The following is a 20,923-nucleotide window of genomic DNA, read 5'->3' as shown; positions in this document are numbered from 1 at the left end:
GCTCGAGGGGTCCGCCGGAGGCGCAGGCGTCGCGAGCGCACGAGCATCCCGCGGTCTGCACCCGACCGCCCGTGAGGGCGGGGGAGCGGCCCGGGCCATCGAGCCGGTGGTAAGTGGCGTTGCGGTCCGTGAGGGCCGCGGGTGCCGCATGCGATCGGCACGCACAAGCCAGACAGACCACCGTCGAGGGCCGGCCGGCTCTCGAGAGCTCGAGAAGACGACGGAGACGTAGTGCCTACGATCCAGCAGCTCGTCCGCAAGGGCCGGAGCACGAAGGCCGTGGCGTCCAAGACGCCGGCCCTCCGGGACTCCCCCCAGCGGCGCGGCGTGTGCACCCGCGTGTACACCACCACCCCCAAGAAGCCGAACTCCGCGCTCCGCAAGGTCGCGCGTGTGAAGCTCTCCTCCGGTACCGAGGTCACCGCGTACATCCCCGGCGTCGGCCACAACCTGCAGGAGCACTCGATCGTGCTCGTGCGCGGTGGTCGTGTGAAGGACCTCCCGGGTGTCCGCTACAAGATCGTGCGCGGCGCGCTCGACACCCAGGGTGTCAAGAACCGCAAGCAGGCTCGTAGCAAGTACGGCGCGAAGAAGGAGAAGGCCTGATGCCTCGCAAGGGTCCGGCCCCCAAGCGGCCGCTCATCGTCGACCCCGTCTACGGGTCGCCCGTCGTGACGCAGCTGATCAACAAGGTCCTCGTCGACGGCAAGAAGTCGACCGCCGAGGCGATCGTCTACGGCGCCCTCGAGGGCGTCCGCGCCAAGACCGACCAGGACCCCGTCGTCGTGCTCAAGCGCGCGCTGGAGAACGTCCGCCCGGCGCTCGAGGTCCGCTCGCGCCGTGTCGGTGGCGCCACCTACCAGGTGCCGGTCGACGTGCGCCCCGCGCGCTCGACGACGCTCGCCCTGCGCTGGCTCACGGACTTCTCGCGCGCTCGCCGCGAGAAGACCATGACCGAGCGGCTGATGAACGAGATCCTGGACGCGTCGAACGGCCTCGGTGCCGCGGTGAAGCGTCGCGAGGACATGCACAAGATGGCCGACTCCAACAAGGCCTTCGCGCACTACCGCTGGTGATGCGCTCGGACGGCCCCGGGTGACCCCCGGGGCCGTCCGCGGATCCGGAGCCGGCCGGGGGCCGGTCCTCCGGCCCCGGCTTCCGACCTTCCACCGACAAGGGGTAAGACACCGTGGCACTCGACGTGCTGACCGACCTGAAGAAGGTCCGCAACATCGGCATCATGGCCCACATCGATGCCGGCAAGACGACGACCACCGAGCGCATCCTTTACTACACGGGTGTGAACTACAAGATCGGTGAGACGCACGACGGTGCGTCGACGATGGACTGGATGGAGCAGGAGCAGGAGCGCGGCATCACGATCACGTCCGCCGCGACGACCTGTTACTGGAAGGACAACCAGATCAACATCATCGACACCCCGGGTCACGTGGACTTCACGGTCGAGGTCGAGCGCTCCCTGCGCGTCCTCGACGGTGCCGTCGCGGTGTTCGACGGCAAGGAGGGTGTCGAGCCCCAGTCCGAGACGGTGTGGCGCCAGGCGGACAAGTACGACGTCCCGCGCATCTGCTTCGTCAACAAGATGGACAAGCTCGGTGCGGACTTCTACTTCACCGTCAAGACGATCGTCGAGCGCCTCAAGGCGAAGCCGCTCGTCATCCAGCTGCCGATCGGTGCCGAGAACGACTTCACCGGCGTCGTCGACCTGCTCGAGATGAAGGCGCTCGTGTGGCACGGCGAGACCAAGCTCGGCGAGAGCTACGAGATCGAGGAGATCCCCGCGGACCTCGTCGAGAAGGCCGAGCAGTACCGGGCCGAGCTCGTCGAGGCGGTTGCTGAGGCGGACGACGACCTGCTCGAGAAGTTCCTCGGGGGCGAGGAGCTCACGGTCGCCGAGATCAAGAGCGGCATCCGCAAGCTCGTCATCAACTCCGCGGCCTTCCCGGTGCTGTGCGGCTCGGCGTACAAGAACAAGGGCGTGCAGCCCATGCTCGACGCCGTGATCGACTACCTGCCCTCCCCGCTCGACGTGCCCTCCATCGAGGGGCACGACGTGAAGGACGCGGAGAAGGTCGTGGAGCGTCACGCGGACGCCACGGAGCCCTTCTCGGGCCTGGCGTTCAAGGTCGCGACGCACCCGTTCTTCGGCAAGCTCACCTACGTGCGCGTCTACTCCGGCAAGGTCGAGCAGGGCGCCCAGGTGCTCAACACGACCAAGGGGAAGAAGGAGCGCATCGGCAAGCTCTTCCAGATGCACTCCAACAAGGAGAACCCGGTCGACGAGGCGCAGGCCGGGCACATCTACGCGTTCATCGGCCTCAAGGACGTCACCACCGGTGACACCCTGAGCGATGCGGCGCACCCGGTCATCCTCGAGGCGATGTCCTTCCCCGAGCCGGTCATCGACGTGGCCATCGAGCCGAAGACGAAGGCCGACCAGGAGAAGATGTCGACCGCGATCCAGAAGCTCCTGGCCGAGGACCCGACGTACCGCGTCAGCCTGGACGAGGAGACCGGCCAGACCGTCATCGGCGGCATGGGCGAGCTCCACCTCGACATCCTCGTCGACCGCATGCGTCGCGAGTTCAAGGTCGAGGCGAACGTCGGCAAGCCGCAGGTCGCGTACCGCGAGACGATCCGCCGCGCCGCGGAGAAGATCGACTACACGCACAAGAAGCAGACCGGTGGTTCGGGTCAGTTCGCGAAGGTCCAGGTGACCTTCGAGCCGCTCGACACGGCCGAGGGCGAGCTCTACGAGTTCACCAACTCGGTGACCGGTGGCCGCATCCCGCGCGAGTACATCCCCTCCGTCGACGCCGGTATCCAGGCGGCGATGGAGCAGGGCGTGCTCGCCGGGTTCCCTGTCGTGGGGGTCAAGGCCACGCTGCTCGACGGTGCCTACCACGACGTCGACTCCTCGGAGATGGCGTTCAAGATCGCGGGTTCGATGGTCTTCAAGGAGGGCATCAAGCGGGCCGACCCGGTCCTGCTCGAGCCCGTCATGGCCGTCGAGGTCCGGACGCCCGAGGAGTACATGGGCGAAGTGATCGGTGACCTCAACTCGCGTCGTGGGATGATCCAGTCCATGGAGGACGCGACGGGCGTCAAGGTCGTGCGCGCCCAGGTACCGTTGAGTGAGATGTTCGGGTACATCGGTGACCTGCGTTCCAAGACGCAGGGCCGTGCGGTGTACTCGATGCAGTTCGACAGCTACGCCGAGGTTCCTCGTAACGTTGCTGACGAGATCATCAAGAAGACCCGGGGCGAGTGAGTCCCCACAGGTCGACGACCAGCACGACAATCAACCTGTAGGAAACCCCGTCGCCCCGCGGGATGTAGGCTTCTTGGCCGAGTCTCGCAACGTTCGGGAACATCTACCCAAGTCCCAGGAGGACCCCAGTGGCTAAGGCCAAGTTCGAGCGGACCAAGCCGCACGTCAACATCGGCACGATCGGGCACGTCGACCACGGTAAGACGACGCTGACCGCCGCGATCTCGAAGACGCTTGCGGAGAAGTACCCGGACCTGCCGGCGAACACGCTGCGTAACTTCGACGAGATCGACGCCGCGCCGGAGGAGAAGCAGCGCGGTATCACGATCAACATCGCGCACATCGAGTACGAGACGCCGGCGCGCCACTACGCGCACGTCGACGCCCCGGGTCACGCCGACTACATCAAGAACATGATCACCGGTGCGGCGCAGATGGACGGCGCGATCCTCGTGGTCGCGGCGACCGACGGCCCGATGGCCCAGACGCGCGAGCACGTGCTCCTGGCCCGCCAGGTGGGCGTGCCCTACCTGCTGGTGGCGCTGAACAAGGCCGACATGGTCGACGACGAGGAGATCCTCGAGCTCGTCGAGATGGAGGTCCGCGAGCTGCTGTCGTCGCAGGAGTTCGACGGCGACAACGCGCCGGTCGTGCGCGTCTCCGGCCTCAAGGCGCTCGAGGGCGACCCCGAGTGGACCGCCAAGGTGCTCGAGCTCATGGAGGCCGTGGACGAGAACGTCCCCGAGCCGCAGCGTGAGCTCGACAAGCCGTTCCTCATGCCCGTCGAGGACGTCTTCACCATCACCGGCCGCGGCACCGTCGTGACCGGCAAGGTGGAGCGCGGCACGCTCGACGTCAACTCCGAGGTCGAGATCGTCGGCATCCGCTCCCCGCAGAAGACCACGGTCACCGGTATCGAGACGTTCCACAAGCAGATGGACCAGGCTCAGGCCGGCGACAACACCGGTCTGCTGCTGCGCGGTCTCAAGCGTGACGACGTCGAGCGCGGCCAGGTCGTCGTGAAGCCGGGTTCGATCACCCCGCACACGGACTTCGAGGCTCAGGTCTACATCCTGGGCAAGGACGAGGGCGGGCGTCACAACCCGTTCTACTCGAACTACCGTCCGCAGTTCTACTTCCGCACCACCGACGTCACCGGCGTCATCACGCTGCCCGAGGGCACCGAGATGGTCATGCCCGGCGACAACACCGAGATGACGGTCGAGCTGATCCAGCCGATCGCCATGGAGGAGGGCCTCGGCTTCGCCATCCGTGAGGGTGGCCGCACGGTCGGGTCCGGCCGCGTCACCAAGATCATCAAGTGATCTGACCGGCTGAGCCTTCCGCTCAGCACCCGGAGGCTCGGGCCCCGCAGGGGTCCGGGCCTCCGGTGCGTCGGGCGTCACACCCCGTCGTACGCCTTCCGGCTTGGTCCGGGGCGGACTCGTGTGGCAAGATGTTCAGGTTGCCTGTCACGGGCGCGTTCTTTCTCGTGTCGAACAGTGTGTAGCACCACGGTGCATGTCCGGTCCCGGAGTCATCCGGGATCCGGCCCTGTCACCTGGAGCGGTCCCCGCCGTGCGGGGTTCGCGGGGTTGCCGGCTGTCGACACGCACGAGCGCCCCGCGAGACACACACGTCTCGACAGGCTCGACAGACGTCGTGGTCCGCGCTGCGGACCACATTCAACGGCCCTCACCGATTCGGTGTGCGCCCGGGACCGTCGCCAATGGCGACACGCCCGAGCGCGGGGGTCGGACAGTAGCGGTTCGAGAGAGAGAGTCAGACGACGCCATGGCGGGACAGAAGATCCGCATCCGGCTCAAGTCCTACGACCACGAGGTCATCGACAGCTCGGCGCGCAAGATCGTCGACACGGTGACGCGCGCTGGTGCGACGGTCGTGGGTCCGGTGCCGCTGCCGACGGAGAAGAACGTCTTCACCGTCATCCGGTCGCCTCACAAGTACAAGGACAGCCGCGAGCACTTCGAGATGCGCACGCACAAGCGGCTCATCGACATCATCGACCCCACGCCGAAGGCCGTCGACTCGCTCATGCGTATCGACCTGCCGGCTGACGTGAACATCGAGATCAAGCTCTGAGGCTGGGGGAGATCATGACCAACCAGCAGAAGAACGTGACCGCGCTGCTCGGCACCAAGCTCGGCATGACCCAGCTGTGGGACGAGAACGGCCGCCTGGTCCCCGTCACCGTCGTGGCAGTGCCCACGAACGTCGTGACCCAGGTCCGCTCCGCGGAGGGCGACGGCTACGCCGCCGTCCAGCTCGCGGCCGGCCAGATCGACCCGCGCAAGGTCACCAAGCCGCTCAAGGGCCACTTCGAGAAGGCCGGCGTCACGCCGCGCCGTCACGTGGCCGAGGTTCGCACCTCCGACGCCGCCGAGTTCACGCTCGGGCAGGAGATCACCGCGGAGGCCTTCGAGGCCGGCGCCGTGGTCGACGTCACCGGCACCACCAAGGGCAAGGGCACCGCCGGCGTCATGAAGCGTCACGGCTTCTCCGGCGTGGGCGCCTCCCACGGTGCGCACCGCAACCACCGCAAGGCCGGCTCGATCGGTGGCGCCTCGACGCCGTCGCGAGTCTTCAAGGGCCTGCGCATGGCCGGTCGGATGGGCCACGTCCGTCAGACCGTCCAGAACCTGACCGTCCACGCGGTCGACGCCGAGAAGGGCCTGCTGCTCGTCAAGGGCGCGGTGCCCGGCCCCAAGGGTGGCGTCGTCGTCGTGCGTACCGCTGCGAAGGGTGCGTGACACCAATGGCTCACCAGACTGTCGACGTGCTCGACGCCCAGGGCAAGAAGGCCGGCTCCGCCGAGCTCCCCGCTGAGGTGTTCGACGTCGTCACCAACGTCCCGCTGATCCACCAGGTGGTCGTCGCCCAGCGCGCCGCCGCCCGGCAGGGCACGCACGCCACCAAGACCCGCGGCGAGGTCCGCGGCGGTGGCCGCAAGCCCTACAAGCAGAAGGGCACCGGCCGCGCCCGCCAGGGTTCGACGCGCGCCCCGCAGTTCGCCGGCGGTGGCACCGTCCACGGCCCGCAGCCGCGCAGCTACGACCAGCGGACCCCGAAGAAGATGAAGGCCGCCGCCCTGCGCGGTGCCCTCTCCGACCGGGCCCGTGCCGGTCGCGTGCACGTCGTCGCCGGCTTCGGCATCGACGGCGTGCCGTCGACCAAGACCGCCGTGAAGACGATCGAGGCGCTCACCGAGCGCACGCACGTCCTCGTGGTCACCGAGCGCGCGGACGAGCTGACCATCAAGTCGCTGCGCAACGTCGAGCGTGTCCACCTCATCTCGGCGGACCAGCTCAACACCTACGACGTGCTCGTCTCCGACGACGTCGTCTTCACGCAGGGCGCGCTCGACGCGTTCCTGGCTGGCCCGGCCACGGGCAAGTCGGTGAAGGCCGTCGCCACGGAGTCCGAGGCGGCCGAGACCGAGGAGGCCACGAAGTGACCGCCGTGACGAAGGACCCGCGCGACATCCTGATCGCGCCGGTCGTCTCCGAGAAGTCCTACAACCTCCTCGACGAGGGCAAGTACACCTTCGTCGTGGACCCGCGGGCCAACAAGACCGAGATCAAGATCGCGGTCGAGCAGGTCTTCGGCGTCAAGGTCGACTCGGTGAACACGATCAACCGCAAGGGCAAGGCGCGTCGCACGCGCTACGGCCTGGGCAAGCGCAAGGACACGAAGCGCGCGATCGTCACCCTCCGTGAGGGCACGATCGACATCTTCGGCGGTCCGGTCGGCTGACCCGGACGAGAGCAGATCGAGGACACTTTCCATGGGAATCCGTAAGTACAAGCCGACGACGCCCGGCCGCCGCGGCTCCAGCGTCGCCGACTTCGTCGAGATCACGCGCTCGCAGCCGGAGAAGTCTCTGGTCCGTCCGCTGTCCAAGACGGGGGGTCGTAACAGCTCCGGCCGTATCACCACCCGTCACAAGGGCGGTGGCCACAAGCGCGCCTACCGTGTGATCGACTTCCGTCGGCACGACAAGGACGGTGTGCCCGCCAAGGTGGCGCACATCGAGTACGACCCGAACCGCACGGCGCGCATCGCGCTGCTGCACTACGCGGACGGCACGAAGCGCTACATCATCGCGCCGAACAAGCTGTCGCAGGGCGACGTGGTCGAGGCCGGAGCCGGCGCCGACATCAAGCCCGGCAACAACCTGCCGCTGCGCAACATCCCGACCGGTACGGTCATCCACGCTGTCGAGCTGCGGCCCGGCGGCGGTGCGAAGATCGCCCGTTCGGCCGGTGCGTCGGTGCAGCTCGTCGCCAAGGACGGGCCGTACGGACAGCTGCGCATGCCGTCCGGCGAGATCCGCAACGTCGACCTGCGCTGCCGCGCCACGGTCGGCGAGGTCGGCAACGCCGAGCAGTCCAACATCAACTGGGGCAAGGCCGGCCGCAAGCGCTGGAAGGGCGTCCGCCCGACCGTGCGCGGTGTCGTCATGAACCCGGTTGACCACCCGCACGGTGGTGGTGAGGGCAAGACCTCCGGTGGTCGCCACCCGGTCAGCCCGTGGGGCCAGCCCGAGGGCCGGACCCGCCGCCCCAACAAGCCGAGCGACAAGATGATCGTCCGCCGTCGCCGCACCGGCAAGAAGCGCTGATAGGAGCCTGACACATGCCTCGTAGCCTGAAGAAGGGCCCCTTCGTCGACGACCACCTGCAGAAGAAGGTGGACGGTCAGAACGAGAAGGGGACCAAGAACGTCATCAAGACCTGGTCCCGCCGGTCGGTCATCACGCCCGACTTCCTCGGCCACACCTTCGCCGTGCACGACGGCCGGAAGCACACCCCGGTTTTCGTGACCGAGTCGATGGTCGGTCACAAGCTCGGCGAGTTCGCTCCCACGCGAACCTTCCGCGGCCACGTGAAGGACGACAAGAAGGGCCGTCGCCGCTGACCCCCGGGTCAGCCTGGCGACGGACCCTGACGGTCTGAGAAAAGGAAGCAGGACAGCAATGGAAGCCAAGGCGCAGGCGCGGTTCGTCCGTGTCACGCCCCAGAAGGCCCGGCGCGTCGTGGACCTCATCCGTGGCAAGCAGGCCGCTGAGGCCGTCGCGGTGCTGAAGTTCGCGCCGCAGGCGGCGAGCGAGCCGATCCGCAAGGTTGTGGAGAGCGCCGTCGCGAACGCTCGGGTGAAGGCCGACCGCGCCAGCGAGCGCTTCGACGAGACGGAGCTCTTCGTCTCGGCGGCGTTCGTCGACGAGGGGCCGACGCTCAAGCGGTTCCGGCCGCGGGCGCAGGGTCGTGCGAGCCAGGTCCTCAAGCGCACCAGCCACATCACCGTGGTCGTCGCACCGCGTGAGCAGAAGGAAGGGGCCCGATAGTGGGGCAGAAGGTTCACCCGCACGGGTACCGCCTCGGCATCACCACCGACCACCGGTCGCGCTGGTTCGCCGACAGCACCAAGCCCGGACAGCGGTACCGCGACTACGTCCGCGAGGACGTGCAGATCCGCAAGCTGATGAGCACCGGCCTCGAGCGGGCCGGCATCTCCAAGGTCGAGGTCGAGCGCACCCGCGACCGCGTCCGCGTGGACATCCACACGGCGCGCCCGGGCATCGTCATCGGCCGCCGGGGTGCCGAGGCGGACCGCATCCGCGGCGAGCTCGAGAAGCTCACCGGCAAGCAGGTCCAGCTCAACATCCTCGAGGTCAAGAACGCGGAGATCGACTCGCAGCTCGTCGCGCAGGGTATCGCCGAGCAGCTCGCGAGCCGTGTCTCGTTCCGCCGCGCCATGCGCAAGGGCATCCAGTCCGCGCAGCGCGCCGGTGCGAAGGGCATCCGCGTGCAGGTCTCGGGCCGCCTCGGCGGCGCCGAGATGAGCCGTTCGGAGTTCTACCGCGAGGGTCGTGTGCCGCTGCACACGCTGCGCGCGTACATCGACTACGGCTTCTACGAGGCCCGCACCACCTTCGGCCGCATCGGCGTGAAGGTGTGGATCTACAAGGGCGACATGACCGAGAAGGAGTTCGCCGCGCAGCAGGCCACCTCCGCACCCCGTGGGGGTCGTGGCGGTCGTCCGGAGCGTGGTGAGCGTCGTGGTGGCGGTCGCCGCACCGAGCGTCCGGCCCAGCCCGCCGCCGAGGCAGCACCCGCGTCCGGCGCGGCGCAGGCCCCGGCCGAGCAGGCGGCGCCGGCCCCCGAGTCCGGAACGGAGGCCTGAGTCATGCTGATCCCGCGCAGGCTCAAGCACCGCAAGCAGCACCACCCGTCGCGCTCCGGCGCGGCCAAGGGTGGCACCACGATCGCCTTCGGCGACTACGGCATCCAGGCTCTCGAGCCCGCCTACGTCACCAACCGGCAGATCGAGGCTGCTCGTATTGCGATGACCCGCCACATCAAGCGTGGCGGCAAGGTCTGGATCAACATCTACCCGGACCGCCCCCTGACCAAGAAGCCCGCCGAGACCCGCATGGGTTCCGGTAAGGGCTCGCCCGAGTGGTGGGTCGCCAACGTCAAGCCCGGCCGCATCGTCTTCGAGCTGGCCGGTGTCGACGAGCAGCTGGCCCGTGAGGCCATGCGCCGCGCGATCCACAAGCTCCCGATGAAGTGCCGTTTCGTGGTGCGCGAGGGTGGTGCGAACTGATGGCAGTCGGAACCAAGGGCATGGCTCCTGCCGACCTGGACGGCTTCGACGACGAGAAGCTCGTCGCGGAGCTGAAGAAGGCCAAGGAGGAGCTGTTCAACCTCCGTTTCCAGTCGGCCACCGGCCAGCTGGAGTCCCACGGTCGGATCAAGGCCGTGAAGCGCGACATCTCGCGGATCTACACGATCCTGCGGGAGCGCGAGCTCGGCATCCGTACGGCACCGAGCGTGAGTGAGTGAGGCAGCGATGAGCGACAACACGAACACCGAGGCCGCCGTCGAGGCCGAGCGCAGCACGCGCAAGGTGCGTCGCGGGTACGTCGTCAGCGACAAGATGGCCAAGACCATCGTCGTCGAGGTCGAGGACCGCAAGAAGCACCCGCTCTACGGCAAGGTCCTGCGCACCACCACCAAGGTGAAGGCGCACGACGAGCAGGACTCCGCCGGCATCGGCGACCTGGTCGAGATCATGGAGACCCGTCCGCTGTCCGCGACCAAGCGGTGGCGCCTGACGGAGATCCTCGAGAAGGCCAAGTGACCCCTGAGGGTCTCTGATCCTTCGGCCGGGGCGGGCCGTGACACACGTATGCGGTCCGTCCCGGCCACCACAGCAACTATCCGTTCGGCAAGGCTCGCCCGCGAGGGACGAGAACCAGCTCGACGACAGGAGATCAATCGATGATCCAGCAGGAGTCGCGACTGCGGGTCGCCGACAACACGGGTGCCAAGGAGATTCTCTGCATCCGTGTTCTCGGTGGATCCGGCCGTCGCTACGCCGGTATCGGCGACACCATCGTCGCCACCGTCAAGGACGCGATCCCGGGCGGCAACGTGAAGAAGGGCGACGTCATCAAGGCTGTCATCGTCCGGACCGCCAAGGAGCGCCGTCGTCCCGACGGTTCCTACATCAAGTTCGACGAGAACGCCGCCGTGATCCTGAAGAACGACGGCGAGCCCCGTGGCACCCGCATCTTCGGCCCGGTCGGCCGTGAGCTGCGCGACAAGCGGTTCATGAAGATCATCTCGCTCGCACCGGAGGTGCTCTGACCATGGCGAAGATCAAGAAGGGCGACCAGGTGATCGTGATCGCCGGTCGTGACAAGGGCAAGACGGGCCGCGTGCTCGAGGTGCTGACCGAGACCGACCGTCTCGTGGTCGAGGGCGTGCAGCGCGTCACGAAGCACGTCAAGGCCGGCCAGACGGCTCGCGGCACCCGCACGGGTGGCATCGAGACCGTCGAGGCCTCGATCCACGTCTCGAACGTGATGCTCGTCGACCCGGAGACCAAGAAGGGCACCCGCGTCGGGTTCCGCACCGAGCAGGTCGAGCGCGACGGTCGTACCCGCACGGTCCGCGTGCGCGTCGCCAAGCGTTCCGGGAAGGACATCTGATGACCGAGACCACTCTCGAGGCCCCGGCGACGCCGCGCCTCAAGGAGAAGTACCGCAACGAGATCATCGCGGCGCTGACCGAGGAGTTCGGCCACCAGAACATCCACCAGGTCGCCGGTCTGACGAAGATCGTCGTCAACATGGGTGTCGGTGACGCCGCCAAGGACTCCAAGCTCATCGAGGGCGCCATCCGCGACCTGACCGCGATCACCGGTCAGAAGCCGCAGGTCACCCGGGCCCGCAAGTCGATCGCGCAGTTCAAGCTGCGCGAGGGCATGCCGATCGGCGCGCACGTCACGCTGCGCGGCGACCGGATGTGGGAGTTCCTCGACCGGCTGCTGTCGGTCGCGCTGCCGCGCATCCGCGACTTCCGCGGCCTGAGCCCCAAGCAGTTCGACGGCCACGGGAACTACACCTTCGGTCTCACGGAGCAGTCGATGTTCCACGAGATCGACCAGGACAAGATCGACCGTGTCCGCGGTATGGACATCACGGTCGTGACCACGGCGACGACCGATGACGAGGGCCGCTCCCTGCTGCGCCGTCTCGGCTTCCCCTTCAAGGAGAACTGACATGGCGAAGAAGGCCCTGATCAACAAGGCGAACGCCAAGCCGAAGTTCGCCGTCCGCGCCTACACCCGGTGCCAGAAGTGCGGTCGTCCGCACTCGGTGTACCGGAAGTTCGGCCTGTGCCGTGTCTGCCTCCGCGACATGGCGCACCGTGGCGAGCTTCCCGGCGTCACCAAGAGCAGCTGGTAAAACCACTACGCCGTAGGTCCGGGCGGTGCGCGCAGAGCGTCGCCGCCCGGATACCCCGGTGAGGAAGGGCTAGAGCCCAATGACCATGACCGACCCGATCGCAGACATGCTCACGCGTCTGCGAAACGCGAACTCGGCCCACCACGAGACGGTCACCATGCCGCACTCGAAGCTGAAGTCGCACATCGCCGAGATCCTCCAGGCCGAGGGCTACATCACCGGCTGGAACGTCGAGGACGCGAAGGTGGGCAAGAGCCTCACCCTCTCGCTCAAGTACGGCCCCAGCCGTGAGCGCGCGCTGTCCGGCGTGCGCCGCGTGTCCAAGCCCGGTCTGCGCGTCTACGCGAAGTCCACCAACCTGCCCAAGGTCCTCGGCGGACTGGGCGTGGCGATCCTGTCCACGTCCTCCGGTCTGCTGACCGACCGTCAGGCCCAGGCCAAGGGCGTCGGCGGCGAAGTCCTCGCCTACGTCTGGTAATCCGGAAAGGAGAACCGCCATGTCTCGAATCGGCAAGCTCCCCGTTCCGGTCCCGGCCGGCGTGGACGTCACCATCAGCGGTGCACTCGTGACCATCAAGGGCCCCAAGGGGACCCTCGAGCACACGGTGCCCGCCCCCATCACGGTCGCGCAGGAGGAGGCCACCCTCGTGGTGTCCCGTCCTGACGACGAGCGCGAGTCCCGTGCGCTGCACGGCCTGACCCGCACCCTGCTGTCGAACATCGTCACCGGTGTCAGCCAGGGCTACGAGAAGAAGCTCGAGATCGTCGGCACCGGTTACCGTGTCGCCGCCAAGGGTCAGACCCTCGAGTTCGCTCTCGGGTTCTCGCACCCGGTGGTCGTCTCGGCCCCCGAGGGCATCACCTTCACGGTGGAGAGCCCCACGAAGTTCTCCGTGGCCGGCATCGACAAGCAGCAGGTCGGCGAGGTCGCAGCGAACATCCGCAAGATCCGCAAGCCCGAGCCCTACAAGGGCAAGGGTGTGCGTTACGCCGGCGAGGTCGTCCGCCGCAAGGTCGGAAAGGCTGGTAAGTGATGGCACTGAAGGTACTGGGCAAGGGCAAGTCCGTCGCTCGTCAGCGCCGTCATCTTCGCCTGCGCAAGAAGATCAAGGGCACCGCGGCTCGTCCGCGCCTGGTCGTCACCCGCTCCTCGCGCCACATGGTGGCGCAGGTCGTGGACGACACCGTCGGCAAGACGGTCGCCTCCGCCTCGACGCTCGAGGCGGACCTGCGCACCCTCGAGGCCGACAAGACCGCCAAGGCCCGCAAGGTGGGCGAGCTCGTCGCGGCGCGTGCCAAGGCTGCCGGCGTCGAGACCGTGGTCTTCGACCGCGGTGGCAACAAGTACCACGGCCGGGTGGCTGCGGTCGCCGACGGCGCCCGGGAAGCGGGGCTGGAGCTGTGATGGCCGACGTCCGCGATTTCGCACGGAAGATGAGGATCCTCTGATGGCTGCAGGGCAGCGCACCGGCGCCCCCCAGGGCGCCAACGAGTCCAACAAGGGCGACGGTCGCCGCGGCGGCCGTCGCGACGACCGGCGCGGCGGCCGCGGCGACGCGGCCGACAAGAACGCCTTCGTCGAGCGCGTGGTCACGATCAACCGCGTCTCGAAGGTCGTCAAGGGTGGTCGCCGCTTCAGCTTCACCGCGCTGGTCGTGGTGGGCGACGGCGACGGCACCGTGGGTGTCGGCTACGGCAAGGCCAAGGAGGTGCCCGCGGCGATCGCCAAGGGCGTCGAGGAGGCGAAGAAGAACTTCTTCCGCGTCCCTCGCATCCAGGGCACCATCCCGCACCCCATCACGGGTGAGGACGCCGCCGGCGTCGTGTTCCTGCGTCCGGCGTCGCCGGGTACCGGTGTGATCGCCGGTGGTCCGGTGCGCGCCGTGCTGGAGTGCGCCGGTATCCACGACGTGCTGAGCAAGTCGCTCGGCTCGGTGAACGCGCTGAACATCGTGCGTGCCACCGTCGCGGCCCTCAAGGGCCTCGAGGAGCCGGCCGCCGTGGCCGCGCGTCGTGGCCTGCCGCTCGAGGACGTGGCTCCGGCCCCGCTCCTTCGTGCCCAGGCCGCGGGCCTCGCCGCCAAGGCGGAGAAGTCCGGCGAGAAGGTGGGTGCGTGATGGCCAGGCTCAAGGTCACCCAGGTCAAGTCCGCCATCGGCGGCAAGCAGAACCAGCGTGACACGCTGCGGACCCTCGGCCTCAAGCGGATCGGCGACACCGCCGTGAAGGAGGACCGCCCGGAGATCCGCGGCATGGTCACCACGGTGGCGCATCTCGTCACCGTCGAGGAGGTCGAGTGATTATGGCCGACAACACCGAGAAGGCGCAGCCTCTCAAGATGCACCACCTGCGTCCGGCTCCCGGCGCCAAGACCGCCAAGACCCGCGTGGGTCGAGGCGAGGCGTCGAAGGGCAAGACGGCGGGCCGCGGTACCAAGGGTACGAAGGCTCGTTACCAGGTCCCCGCGGGCTTCGAGGGCGGGCAGATGCCTCTGCACATGCGCCTCCCGAAGCTGCGTGGGTTCACCAACCCGTTCCGCGTCGAGTACCAGGTCGTGAACCTGGACAAGCTCGCCTCGCTGTACCCCGAGGGTGGCTCCGTCACCGTCGAGGACCTCGTCGCCAAGGGCGCGGTCCGCAAGGGTCAGCCGGTGAAGGTGCTCGGCACGGGGGAGATCACCGTCAAGCTGGACGTCGCGGTCGACGCGCTGTCCGGCTCCGCCAAGGACAAGATCCTGGCGGCCGGCGGCTCGGTCTCCGAGGACTGACGTCCTGTCGCAGGGCCGGTAGCGCGCACGCGCTGCCGGCCCTGTGTGCTCCCGACCGACGGCGTACCGCGCGGCCGCACTCGCGGCGTGTGGTCCGGATCACGCGTCGGGGGCACGTAGAATCCGTCACGGTCCGCGTCGCGCGCCCGACAGGCGGGCGTGCGACGCTCGCCGGGACGTCCGGCCGGACCCACGACCGAGTCGGCGCGACGGCGACGGGGCCCCAGGGTCCGGGCGCGTCTCGCGTCACACCTCGCCGGGAGACCGGCGACACGACCACCCGCCGCGGCGGGCCAGGAGGATAGGTGCTCAGCGCATTCGGCCGGGCTTTCCGGACACCGGACCTGCGGCGCAAGCTGCTGTTCACGATCGCGATCATGGCGCTCTTCCGTGTGGGGTCGCTCGTGCCGACCCCAGGCGTCGACTACGGCAACGTCCAGCAGTGCGTGGCGGTGCTCGAGGGCAGCACGTCGCTGCTCGGCCTCGTCAACGTCTTCAGCGGCGGGGCGCTCCTGCAGCTGTCGATCTTCGCGCTCGGCATCATGCCGTACATCACCGCGAGCATCATCGTGCAGCTGCTGCGCGTCGTGATCCCACGTTTCGAGGCCCTGCACAAGGAGGGCCAGTCGGGTCAGTCGAAGCTCACCCAGTACACGCGGTACCTCACGATCGCCCTGGCGATCCTGCAGTCGACCACGATCATCACGACGGCGCGCACGGGGATGCTGTTCCCCGGCTGCCCGGTGGACGTCATCGCCGACGACAGCTTCATGACGGCGACGCTCATGGTGATCACGATGACCGCGGGCACCGGCCTGGTCATGTGGCTCGGCGAGATGATCACCGAGCGCGGCGTCGGCAACGGCATGTCGCTGCTCATCTTCACGTCGATCGCGGCGAGCTTCCCGTCGGCCCTGTGGTCGATCGCGGGCGGCGCCAACGGTCCGCTGAACTTCATCATCATGATCCTGGTGATCGTGCTCGTCGTGGGGCTCGTCGTCTTCGTCGAGCAGTCCCAGCGCCGCATCCCGGTCCAGTACGCCAAGCGCATGGTGGGCCGCCGCATGTACGGCGGGACGAGCACCTACATCCCGATCAAGATCAACATGGCCGGCGTCATCCCGGTCATCTTCGCGGCGTCGATCCTTGCGATCCCGGGCCTGCTCGCCCAGTTCGGCGACCAGACCGCGGACTGGGTGGTGTGGATCTCCAACAACCTGGTCCAGCAGGACGACCCGCTGTACATCGCGCTGTACGTCGTGATGGTCATCTTCTTCGCCTTCTTCTACACGTCGATCACGTTCAACCCGGACGAGGTCGCGGACAACATGAAGAAGTACGGCGGGTTCATCCCGGGCATCCGTGCCGGGCGGCCCACCGCGGAGTACCTGGACTACGTGATCACCCGCATCACGGCAGCCGGCTCCGTGTACCTCGCGATCGTCGCGCTCATCCCGACGATCGTGCTCGTCATGCTCGGCGTGACCACGAACATCCCGTTCGGCGGCACGTCGATCCTCATCATCGTCGGTGTCGGTCTGGAGACCGTGAAGCAGATCGACTCCCAGCTCCAGCAGCGTCATTACGAAGGGTTCCTCCGTTGACCGAGACGAACGGGGGCGCGAGCGCCCCGACCACCCGCCGTGAGCTGCACGGCGCCCCGAGCTCCGAGGCCCGTGTCACCCGCCTGGTGATCATGGGGCCGCAGGGCGCGGGCAAGGGCACGCAGGCTGCGCGTCTCGCCGAGCTCTTCGAGATCCCGGCGATCTCCACGGGCGACATCTTCCGCGCCAACATCAAGGGCGGCACCGAGCTCGGCCGCCTCGCCCAGGAGTACACCGCCAAGGGCGAGCTCGTGCCCGACGAGGTCACGGACGCCATGGTGCGCTCGCGCCTGGGCGAGGACGACGTCAGCGGCGGGTTCCTGCTGGACGGTTACCCGCGCAACGCCCACCAGGTCGAGGCGCTCGACGGCATCCTCGCCGACCTCGGCTGGCAGCTGGACGGCGTCGTGGAGCTCACGGCCGATCGGGACGAGCTGCTGGCCCGGATCACCAAGCGCGCCGAGCTCGAGGGCCGTGAGGACGACACGCCGGAGGCGATCGCGCGCCGGCTCGACATCTACGACGAGCAGACCGCGCCGCTGACGGCCGCCTACGCCGAGCGGGGCCTGCTGGCCAAGGTCGACGGCATCGGGGAGATCGACGAGGTCACCGAGCGGGTCGTCCAGGCGCTGGCGTCGGAGCTGGGCTGAGGGGCACCGCAGGCGTGTTCTTCTCCCGCGAGCGTGTCGAGATCAAGACGCTCGACCAGATCCGTGTGATGCGTCGCGCGGGGCTCGTCGTCGCGCGCGCCCTCGCGGCCGTGCGTGACGCCGCCCGTCCTGGCGTGACGACGGCGGACCTGGACGCCGTGGCCGCCCGCGTCATCGCCGAGGCGGGGGCGACCCCGAACTTCCTCGGCTACCACGGGTACCCCGCGACCCTGTGCGCGTCGGTCAACGACGAGGTCATCCACGGCATCCCCTCCGACCGTGTGCTCGAGGTCGGGGACGTCGTGTCCATCGACTGCGGGGCCGTCGTCGACGGCTGGCACGGGGACTCCGCCATGACGATGGTGCTCGGTCCCACCGGGCCGATCGACCTCGACGGGTTCGTGCGGGGGGAGCAGGACGGCACGGGCGGGCATGCGCCCGACGTGGCGCTGGCCCGGGCCACGCGCACCGCGATGTGGGCCGGCATCGCCGCCCTCGCGGCCGACGGCGGCAGGCTGGGCGCTGTCGGTGCGGCGGTGGAGACGGCGGTCGAGCTGGCGGGTGACGCCGAGGGCGTGGAGTACGGCATCGTGGAGGAGTACGTCGGCCACGGGATCGGCTCCGCGATGCACCAGCCGCCGGACGTCGTGAACTTCCGCACCTCCGACCGCGGGCCCCGTCTGCGGACGGGGATGTGCCTGGCCGTGGAGCCGATGGTCACGTCGGGCAGCGGGGCGACGCGGGTCCTGGAGGACGACTGGACGGTCGTGACCTCCGACGGGTCGCGTGCCGCCCACTGGGAGCACAGCGTCGCGATCACCGACGCGGGGATCAGCGTGCTGACCGCGCAGGACGGCGGTCGCGCGGGGCTCGCGCCGTTCGGCGTGACGCCCGTCGCGCTGGACGACTGAAGCGCCGTCCGCGGCCCGGCGGGGCCGCGGACGGAGGTGTCCGGGCGCACACGGACGCCGGTCGCACCTGCTGGTGCGATGGAGTACGATGTTCTGTCGGGTGTAGTCCGTTCGGCAGTTCCTCGATGCAGCCCAGAGTTCGTCCGGCTCCGTGCCGGTGGGCGAGGCCGAGGGTGAGCAGGCGGCACGCACGACATCCGAGCCTCCCGCGCGTTGTTGGCGGGTGCCCGGGACCAGACGAGAGTTAGCGGAGGACATGGCAAAGAAGGACGGCGTCATCGAGATCGAGGGCAGCGTGATCGAAGCCCTGCCGAACGCGATGTTCCGCGTGGAGCTGGCCAACGGTCACAAGGTCCTCGCTCACATCTCGGGCAAGATGCGTCAGCACTACATCCGGATCCTTCCCGAGGACCGGGTCGTGGTCGAGCTCAGCCCGTACGACCTGTCCCGCGGCCGGATCGTCTACCGCTACAAGTAACCACCACCCCATCGAGCGCCGTCGTGGCGCCGGCACCGGCCGGCGTGCGCGCGGCGGCGGAGGAACACTGATGAAGGTCAAGCCGAGCGTCAAGAAGATCTGCGACAAGTGCAAGGTGATCCGCCGGCACGGTCGCGTCATGGTGATCTGCGACAACCTGCGCCACAAGCAGCGCCAGGGCTGATCGCCCCGATCACGAGATCGACCCGGTGACGGCTCGCCGTCGCCAGCAGTGCACCACCACGAACCCGACCCCTCTGCGGGGGCGGGGGAACCCTCGGTCCAGGGGCCGGGGCCCGCGGTCGTCGCGGGGAGATGGTGCTCCAGACCTCTGGACGAAGTACAGGAGCCGGAAGGCACATGGCACGTCTTATCGGCGTTGACCTCCCCCGCGAGAAGCGGCTCGAGGTTGCGCTCACCTACATCTACGGCGTCGGCCGTACCCGCGCCCAGCAGACGCTGGCGGCGACCGGGGTCAGCCCGGACCTGCGCGTCAAGGACCTCGGCGACGCCGAGCTCGTCGCGCTGCGCGACTACCTGGAGGGCAACTTCCAGCTCGAGGGTGACCTCCGCCGTGAGGTCGCCGCCGACATCCGCCGCAAGGTCGAGATCGGCACCTACCAGGGTCTGCGTCACCGTCGCGGGCTCCCCGTGCGTGGCCAGCGCACCAAGACCAACGCGCGCACCCGCAAGGGCCCGAAGCGCACCGTCGCGGGCAAGAAGAAGTCCCGCTGACGCCAGCAGTCCGGAAGGCGGGCTAGCGCCCGCCCCGGTCCGACGACCTCAGACCAGGAGAGAACGAGCACATGCCTCCCAAGACTCGTGCCACGGCTGCTTCGCGCAAGCCGCGCCGCAAGGACAAGAAGAACGTCCCGCTCGGCCAGGCGCACATCAAGAGCACCTTCAACAACACGATCGTCTCGATCACCGACCCCTCGGGCGCCGTGATCTCGTGGGCCTCGGCCGGCCACGTCGGCTTCAAGGGCTCGCGCAAGTCGACCCCGTACGCCGCCCAGCTCGCCGCCGAGTCGGCGGCCCGCCGTGCCCAGGAGCACGGCGTGAAGAAGGTCGACGTCTTCGTCAAGGGCCCGGGTTCCGGTCGTGAGACCGCCATCCGCTCCCTGCAGGCGACCGGCCTCGAGGTCGGCTCGATCCAGGACGTGACGCCCCAGGCGCACAACGGCTGCCGCCCCCCGAAGCGTCGCCGCGTCTGACCCTCCCGACGTCGTGGCGCCCGGCACCGGGCGCCACGACGCCGCAGTCTGCCCGGGCGGGTGGACCGAAGCCCGCCCCGGGCCGCGAGTAGTGATCGCGGATCCGTGATGCGTCATATGGCGGACGCACACTGAAAGGACCTTCACAGTGCTGATCGCACAGCGCCCCACCCTGACCGAAGAGGTCATCTCGGAGCACCGTTCGCGCTTCTCCATCGAGCCGCTCGAGCCTGGCTTCGGCTACACCCTCGGCAACTCCCTGCGCCGGACGCTCCTGTCGTCCATCCCCGGTGCGGCCGTCACCTCCATCCGCATCGACGGCGTCCTGCACGAGTTCTCCACCGTGCCGGGCGTCAAGGAGGACGTCACCGAGGTCATCCTCAACATCAAGAACCTCGTCGTCTCCTCCGAGAACGACGAGCCGGTCGTGATGTACCTGCGCAAGACGGGCGCGGGCGTGGTCACCGCCGCGGACATCGTCCCGCCGGCGGGCGTCGAGGTGCACAACCCCGACCTGCACATCGCCACGCTCAACGACAAGGGCAAGCTCGAGATCGAGCTGACCGTCGAGCGTGGGCGTGGCTACGTGTCCGCCGCGCAGAACAAGTCGGACGAGGCCGAGATCGGCCGCATCCCGGTCGACTCGATCTACTCGCCGGTCCTCAAGGTCACCTACAAGGTCGAGGCCACCCGTGTCGAGCAGCGCACGGACTTCGACAAGCTGATCGTCGACGTCGAGTCGAAGCCGGCCATCGCGCCGCGCGACGCGCTCGCCTCCGCCGGCAAGACGCTCGTCGAGTTGTTCGGTCTCGCCCGCGAGCTGAACGTCGAGGCCGAGGGCATCGAGATCGGTCCGTCGCCGACGGACACCGCGCTGGCCGCGGACCTGGCGCTGCCGATCGAGGAGCTCAACCTCACGATCCGGTCGTACAACTGCCTCAAGCGCGAGGGCATCCACCAGGTGGGTGAGCTCGTGGCGCGCAGCGAGGCCGACCTGCTCGACATCCGCAACTTCGGTGCGAAGTCCATCAACGAGGTCAAGGAGAAGCTCGCCGAGCTCGGCCTGGCCCTCAAGGACTCGCCGCTCGACTTCGACCCGTCCGGCGCCGCGTACTTCAGCGGTTCGGACGACGGGTCGGCGTACCCCGACGAGCAGTCGTACTGACGCCTCCGCGCCCGCAGCGGCCCGCTCAGCCTGACTGGGCCGCGCGGCGCGGAACCACCCTCAAGGA

The 20,923-nt window shown here is 68.5% G+C and carries 33 protein-coding genes; all 33 read left to right on the top strand.

Annotated elements, in window-relative coordinates; all coding sequences use genetic code 11:
• The first annotated feature begins 231 nt into the window (after positions 1–231).
• The 33 genes from rpsL to IEW03_RS14880 all read left to right on the top strand — a co-directional run bounded on the left by rpsL (position 232) and on the right by IEW03_RS14880 (position 20,856).
• A complete protein-coding gene (gene rpsL / locus IEW03_RS15040; protein ID WP_188524512.1) occupies positions 232–606 on the top strand; it encodes a 30S ribosomal protein S12 in 375 nt (124 codons plus the stop codon).
• Positions 606–1,076, top strand: a complete 471-nt coding sequence (gene rpsG / locus IEW03_RS15035) for a 30S ribosomal protein S7 (RefSeq protein WP_188524511.1) — start codon at positions 606–608, stop codon at positions 1,074–1,076. The genes rpsL and rpsG overlap by 1 nt, the downstream gene beginning before the upstream one ends.
• 113 nt (positions 1,077–1,189) lie before the next feature.
• A complete protein-coding gene (gene fusA, locus IEW03_RS15030) occupies positions 1,190–3,292 on the top strand; it encodes an elongation factor G (protein WP_188524510.1) in 2,103 nt (700 codons plus the stop codon).
• Between the two features lie 128 nt (positions 3,293–3,420).
• The gene (tuf, locus tag IEW03_RS15025) at positions 3,421–4,617 is read left to right on the top strand and encodes an elongation factor Tu (protein ID WP_188524509.1); all 1,197 of its coding nucleotides are present in this window, start codon (positions 3,421–3,423) and stop codon (positions 4,615–4,617) included.
• A 469-nt stretch (positions 4,618–5,086) separates the two neighbouring features.
• The gene (gene rpsJ, locus IEW03_RS15020) at positions 5,087–5,395 is read left to right on the top strand and encodes a 30S ribosomal protein S10 (RefSeq protein ID WP_013837837.1); all 309 of its coding nucleotides are present in this window, start codon (positions 5,087–5,089) and stop codon (positions 5,393–5,395) included.
• A 14-nt stretch (positions 5,396–5,409) separates the two neighbouring features.
• A complete protein-coding gene (gene rplC / locus IEW03_RS15015) occupies positions 5,410–6,063 on the top strand; it encodes a 50S ribosomal protein L3 (protein ID WP_188524508.1) in 654 nt (217 codons plus the stop codon).
• 5 nt (positions 6,064–6,068) lie between these two features.
• Complete coding sequence (gene rplD / locus IEW03_RS15010) at positions 6,069–6,767, top strand: 50S ribosomal protein L4 (protein ID WP_188524507.1); 699 nt, start codon at positions 6,069–6,071, stop codon at positions 6,765–6,767.
• Complete coding sequence (gene rplW / locus IEW03_RS15005) at positions 6,764–7,066, top strand: 50S ribosomal protein L23 (protein ID WP_188524506.1); 303 nt, start codon at positions 6,764–6,766, stop codon at positions 7,064–7,066. The genes rplD and rplW overlap by 4 nt, the downstream gene beginning before the upstream one ends.
• Positions 7,067–7,097: 31 nt before the next feature.
• Positions 7,098–7,934 carry a 50S ribosomal protein L2 gene (gene rplB, locus IEW03_RS15000; RefSeq protein ID WP_188524505.1) on the top strand — a complete coding sequence of 279 codons (837 nt, stop codon included), beginning with the start codon at positions 7,098–7,100 and terminating at the stop codon, positions 7,932–7,934.
• Positions 7,935–7,948: 14 nt separating this feature from the next.
• Positions 7,949–8,230, top strand: coding sequence for a 30S ribosomal protein S19 (rpsS, locus tag IEW03_RS14995; RefSeq protein ID WP_188524504.1), 282 nt, complete (start codon positions 7,949–7,951; stop codon positions 8,228–8,230).
• A gap of 58 nt (positions 8,231–8,288) precedes the next feature.
• Positions 8,289–8,657, top strand: coding sequence for a 50S ribosomal protein L22 (rplV, locus tag IEW03_RS14990; protein WP_188524503.1), 369 nt, complete (start codon positions 8,289–8,291; stop codon positions 8,655–8,657).
• Complete coding sequence (gene rpsC / locus IEW03_RS14985; RefSeq protein ID WP_188524502.1) at positions 8,657–9,496, top strand: 30S ribosomal protein S3; 840 nt, start codon at positions 8,657–8,659, stop codon at positions 9,494–9,496. Before rplV ends, rpsC begins: the two co-directional genes overlap by 1 nt.
• A gap of 3 nt (positions 9,497–9,499) precedes the next feature.
• A complete protein-coding gene (gene rplP, locus IEW03_RS14980; protein WP_188524501.1) occupies positions 9,500–9,919 on the top strand; it encodes a 50S ribosomal protein L16 in 420 nt (139 codons plus the stop codon).
• Positions 9,919–10,158: a 50S ribosomal protein L29 gene (gene rpmC / locus IEW03_RS14975; protein ID WP_188524500.1), complete on the top strand. Its 240-nt coding sequence runs from the start codon at positions 9,919–9,921 to the stop codon at positions 10,156–10,158. The genes rplP and rpmC overlap by 1 nt, the downstream gene beginning before the upstream one ends.
• Before the next feature lie 7 nt (positions 10,159–10,165).
• The gene (gene rpsQ / locus IEW03_RS14970; protein WP_188524499.1) at positions 10,166–10,456 is read left to right on the top strand and encodes a 30S ribosomal protein S17; all 291 of its coding nucleotides are present in this window, start codon (positions 10,166–10,168) and stop codon (positions 10,454–10,456) included.
• Positions 10,457–10,596: 140 nt separating this feature from the next.
• Positions 10,597–10,965: a 50S ribosomal protein L14 gene (gene rplN / locus IEW03_RS14965; RefSeq protein ID WP_188524498.1), complete on the top strand. Its 369-nt coding sequence runs from the start codon at positions 10,597–10,599 to the stop codon at positions 10,963–10,965.
• A gap of 2 nt (positions 10,966–10,967) precedes the next feature.
• Entirely contained in the window at positions 10,968–11,309 is a 342-nt protein-coding gene (gene rplX, locus IEW03_RS14960; RefSeq protein WP_188524497.1) for a 50S ribosomal protein L24, read from the top strand.
• Complete coding sequence (rplE, locus tag IEW03_RS14955) at positions 11,309–11,881, top strand: 50S ribosomal protein L5 (RefSeq protein WP_188524496.1); 573 nt, start codon at positions 11,309–11,311, stop codon at positions 11,879–11,881. The genes rplX and rplE overlap by 1 nt, the downstream gene beginning before the upstream one ends.
• Position 11,882: 1 nt before the next feature.
• Positions 11,883–12,068: a type Z 30S ribosomal protein S14 gene (locus IEW03_RS14950; protein ID WP_188524495.1), complete on the top strand. Its 186-nt coding sequence runs from the start codon at positions 11,883–11,885 to the stop codon at positions 12,066–12,068.
• Between the two features lie 79 nt (positions 12,069–12,147).
• Positions 12,148–12,546, top strand: a complete 399-nt coding sequence (gene rpsH, locus IEW03_RS14945; protein WP_188524494.1) for a 30S ribosomal protein S8 — start codon at positions 12,148–12,150, stop codon at positions 12,544–12,546.
• A gap of 19 nt (positions 12,547–12,565) precedes the next feature.
• The gene (gene rplF, locus IEW03_RS14940) at positions 12,566–13,102 is read left to right on the top strand and encodes a 50S ribosomal protein L6 (RefSeq protein WP_188524493.1); all 537 of its coding nucleotides are present in this window, start codon (positions 12,566–12,568) and stop codon (positions 13,100–13,102) included.
• Positions 13,102–13,473 (top strand): 50S ribosomal protein L18, encoded by a 372-nt coding sequence (gene rplR, locus IEW03_RS14935; protein WP_188524492.1) that lies wholly within the window; start codon positions 13,102–13,104, stop codon positions 13,471–13,473. Before rplF ends, rplR begins: the two co-directional genes overlap by 1 nt.
• Positions 13,474–13,516: 43 nt before the next feature.
• Entirely contained in the window at positions 13,517–14,185 is a 669-nt protein-coding gene (gene rpsE / locus IEW03_RS14930; protein WP_188524491.1) for a 30S ribosomal protein S5, read from the top strand.
• The gene (gene rpmD, locus IEW03_RS14925) at positions 14,185–14,367 is read left to right on the top strand and encodes a 50S ribosomal protein L30 (protein ID WP_106267288.1); all 183 of its coding nucleotides are present in this window, start codon (positions 14,185–14,187) and stop codon (positions 14,365–14,367) included. Before rpsE ends, rpmD begins: the two co-directional genes overlap by 1 nt.
• Before the next feature lie 2 nt (positions 14,368–14,369).
• Positions 14,370–14,834 carry a 50S ribosomal protein L15 gene (gene rplO, locus IEW03_RS14920; protein ID WP_188524490.1) on the top strand — a complete coding sequence of 155 codons (465 nt, stop codon included), beginning with the start codon at positions 14,370–14,372 and terminating at the stop codon, positions 14,832–14,834.
• A gap of 305 nt (positions 14,835–15,139) precedes the next feature.
• Positions 15,140–16,438, top strand: a complete 1,299-nt coding sequence (gene secY, locus IEW03_RS14915; RefSeq protein WP_188524489.1) for a preprotein translocase subunit SecY — start codon at positions 15,140–15,142, stop codon at positions 16,436–16,438.
• 92 nt (positions 16,439–16,530) lie between these two features.
• Positions 16,531–17,088: an adenylate kinase gene (locus IEW03_RS14910; RefSeq protein WP_188524572.1), complete on the top strand. Its 558-nt coding sequence runs from the start codon at positions 16,531–16,533 to the stop codon at positions 17,086–17,088.
• Between the two features lie 14 nt (positions 17,089–17,102).
• Positions 17,103–17,999 carry a type I methionyl aminopeptidase gene (gene map, locus IEW03_RS14905; protein ID WP_188524488.1) on the top strand — a complete coding sequence of 299 codons (897 nt, stop codon included), beginning with the start codon at positions 17,103–17,105 and terminating at the stop codon, positions 17,997–17,999.
• Between the two features lie 256 nt (positions 18,000–18,255).
• The gene (infA, locus tag IEW03_RS14900) at positions 18,256–18,477 is read left to right on the top strand and encodes a translation initiation factor IF-1 (RefSeq protein ID WP_012877432.1); all 222 of its coding nucleotides are present in this window, start codon (positions 18,256–18,258) and stop codon (positions 18,475–18,477) included.
• Positions 18,478–18,547: 70 nt separating this feature from the next.
• Positions 18,548–18,661, top strand: coding sequence for a 50S ribosomal protein L36 (rpmJ, locus tag IEW03_RS14895; protein ID WP_003956441.1), 114 nt, complete (start codon positions 18,548–18,550; stop codon positions 18,659–18,661).
• Between the two features lie 176 nt (positions 18,662–18,837).
• Positions 18,838–19,212 carry a 30S ribosomal protein S13 gene (gene rpsM, locus IEW03_RS14890; RefSeq protein WP_188524487.1) on the top strand — a complete coding sequence of 125 codons (375 nt, stop codon included), beginning with the start codon at positions 18,838–18,840 and terminating at the stop codon, positions 19,210–19,212.
• 71 nt (positions 19,213–19,283) lie between these two features.
• The gene (gene rpsK / locus IEW03_RS14885) at positions 19,284–19,691 is read left to right on the top strand and encodes a 30S ribosomal protein S11 (protein ID WP_188524486.1); all 408 of its coding nucleotides are present in this window, start codon (positions 19,284–19,286) and stop codon (positions 19,689–19,691) included.
• A gap of 148 nt (positions 19,692–19,839) precedes the next feature.
• Positions 19,840–20,856, top strand: coding sequence for a DNA-directed RNA polymerase subunit alpha (locus tag IEW03_RS14880; protein ID WP_188524485.1), 1,017 nt, complete (start codon positions 19,840–19,842; stop codon positions 20,854–20,856).
• Positions 20,857–20,923: the final 67 nt, after the last annotated feature.

This window comes from Isoptericola cucumis (genome assembly GCF_014635665.1).
In the GTDB taxonomy this organism is placed as follows: domain Bacteria; phylum Actinomycetota; class Actinomycetes; order Actinomycetales; family Cellulomonadaceae; genus Isoptericola; species Isoptericola cucumis.
The sequence above is the reverse complement of the archived record's forward strand: the minus strand, read 5'-3'. Positions and strand labels throughout refer to the sequence as shown.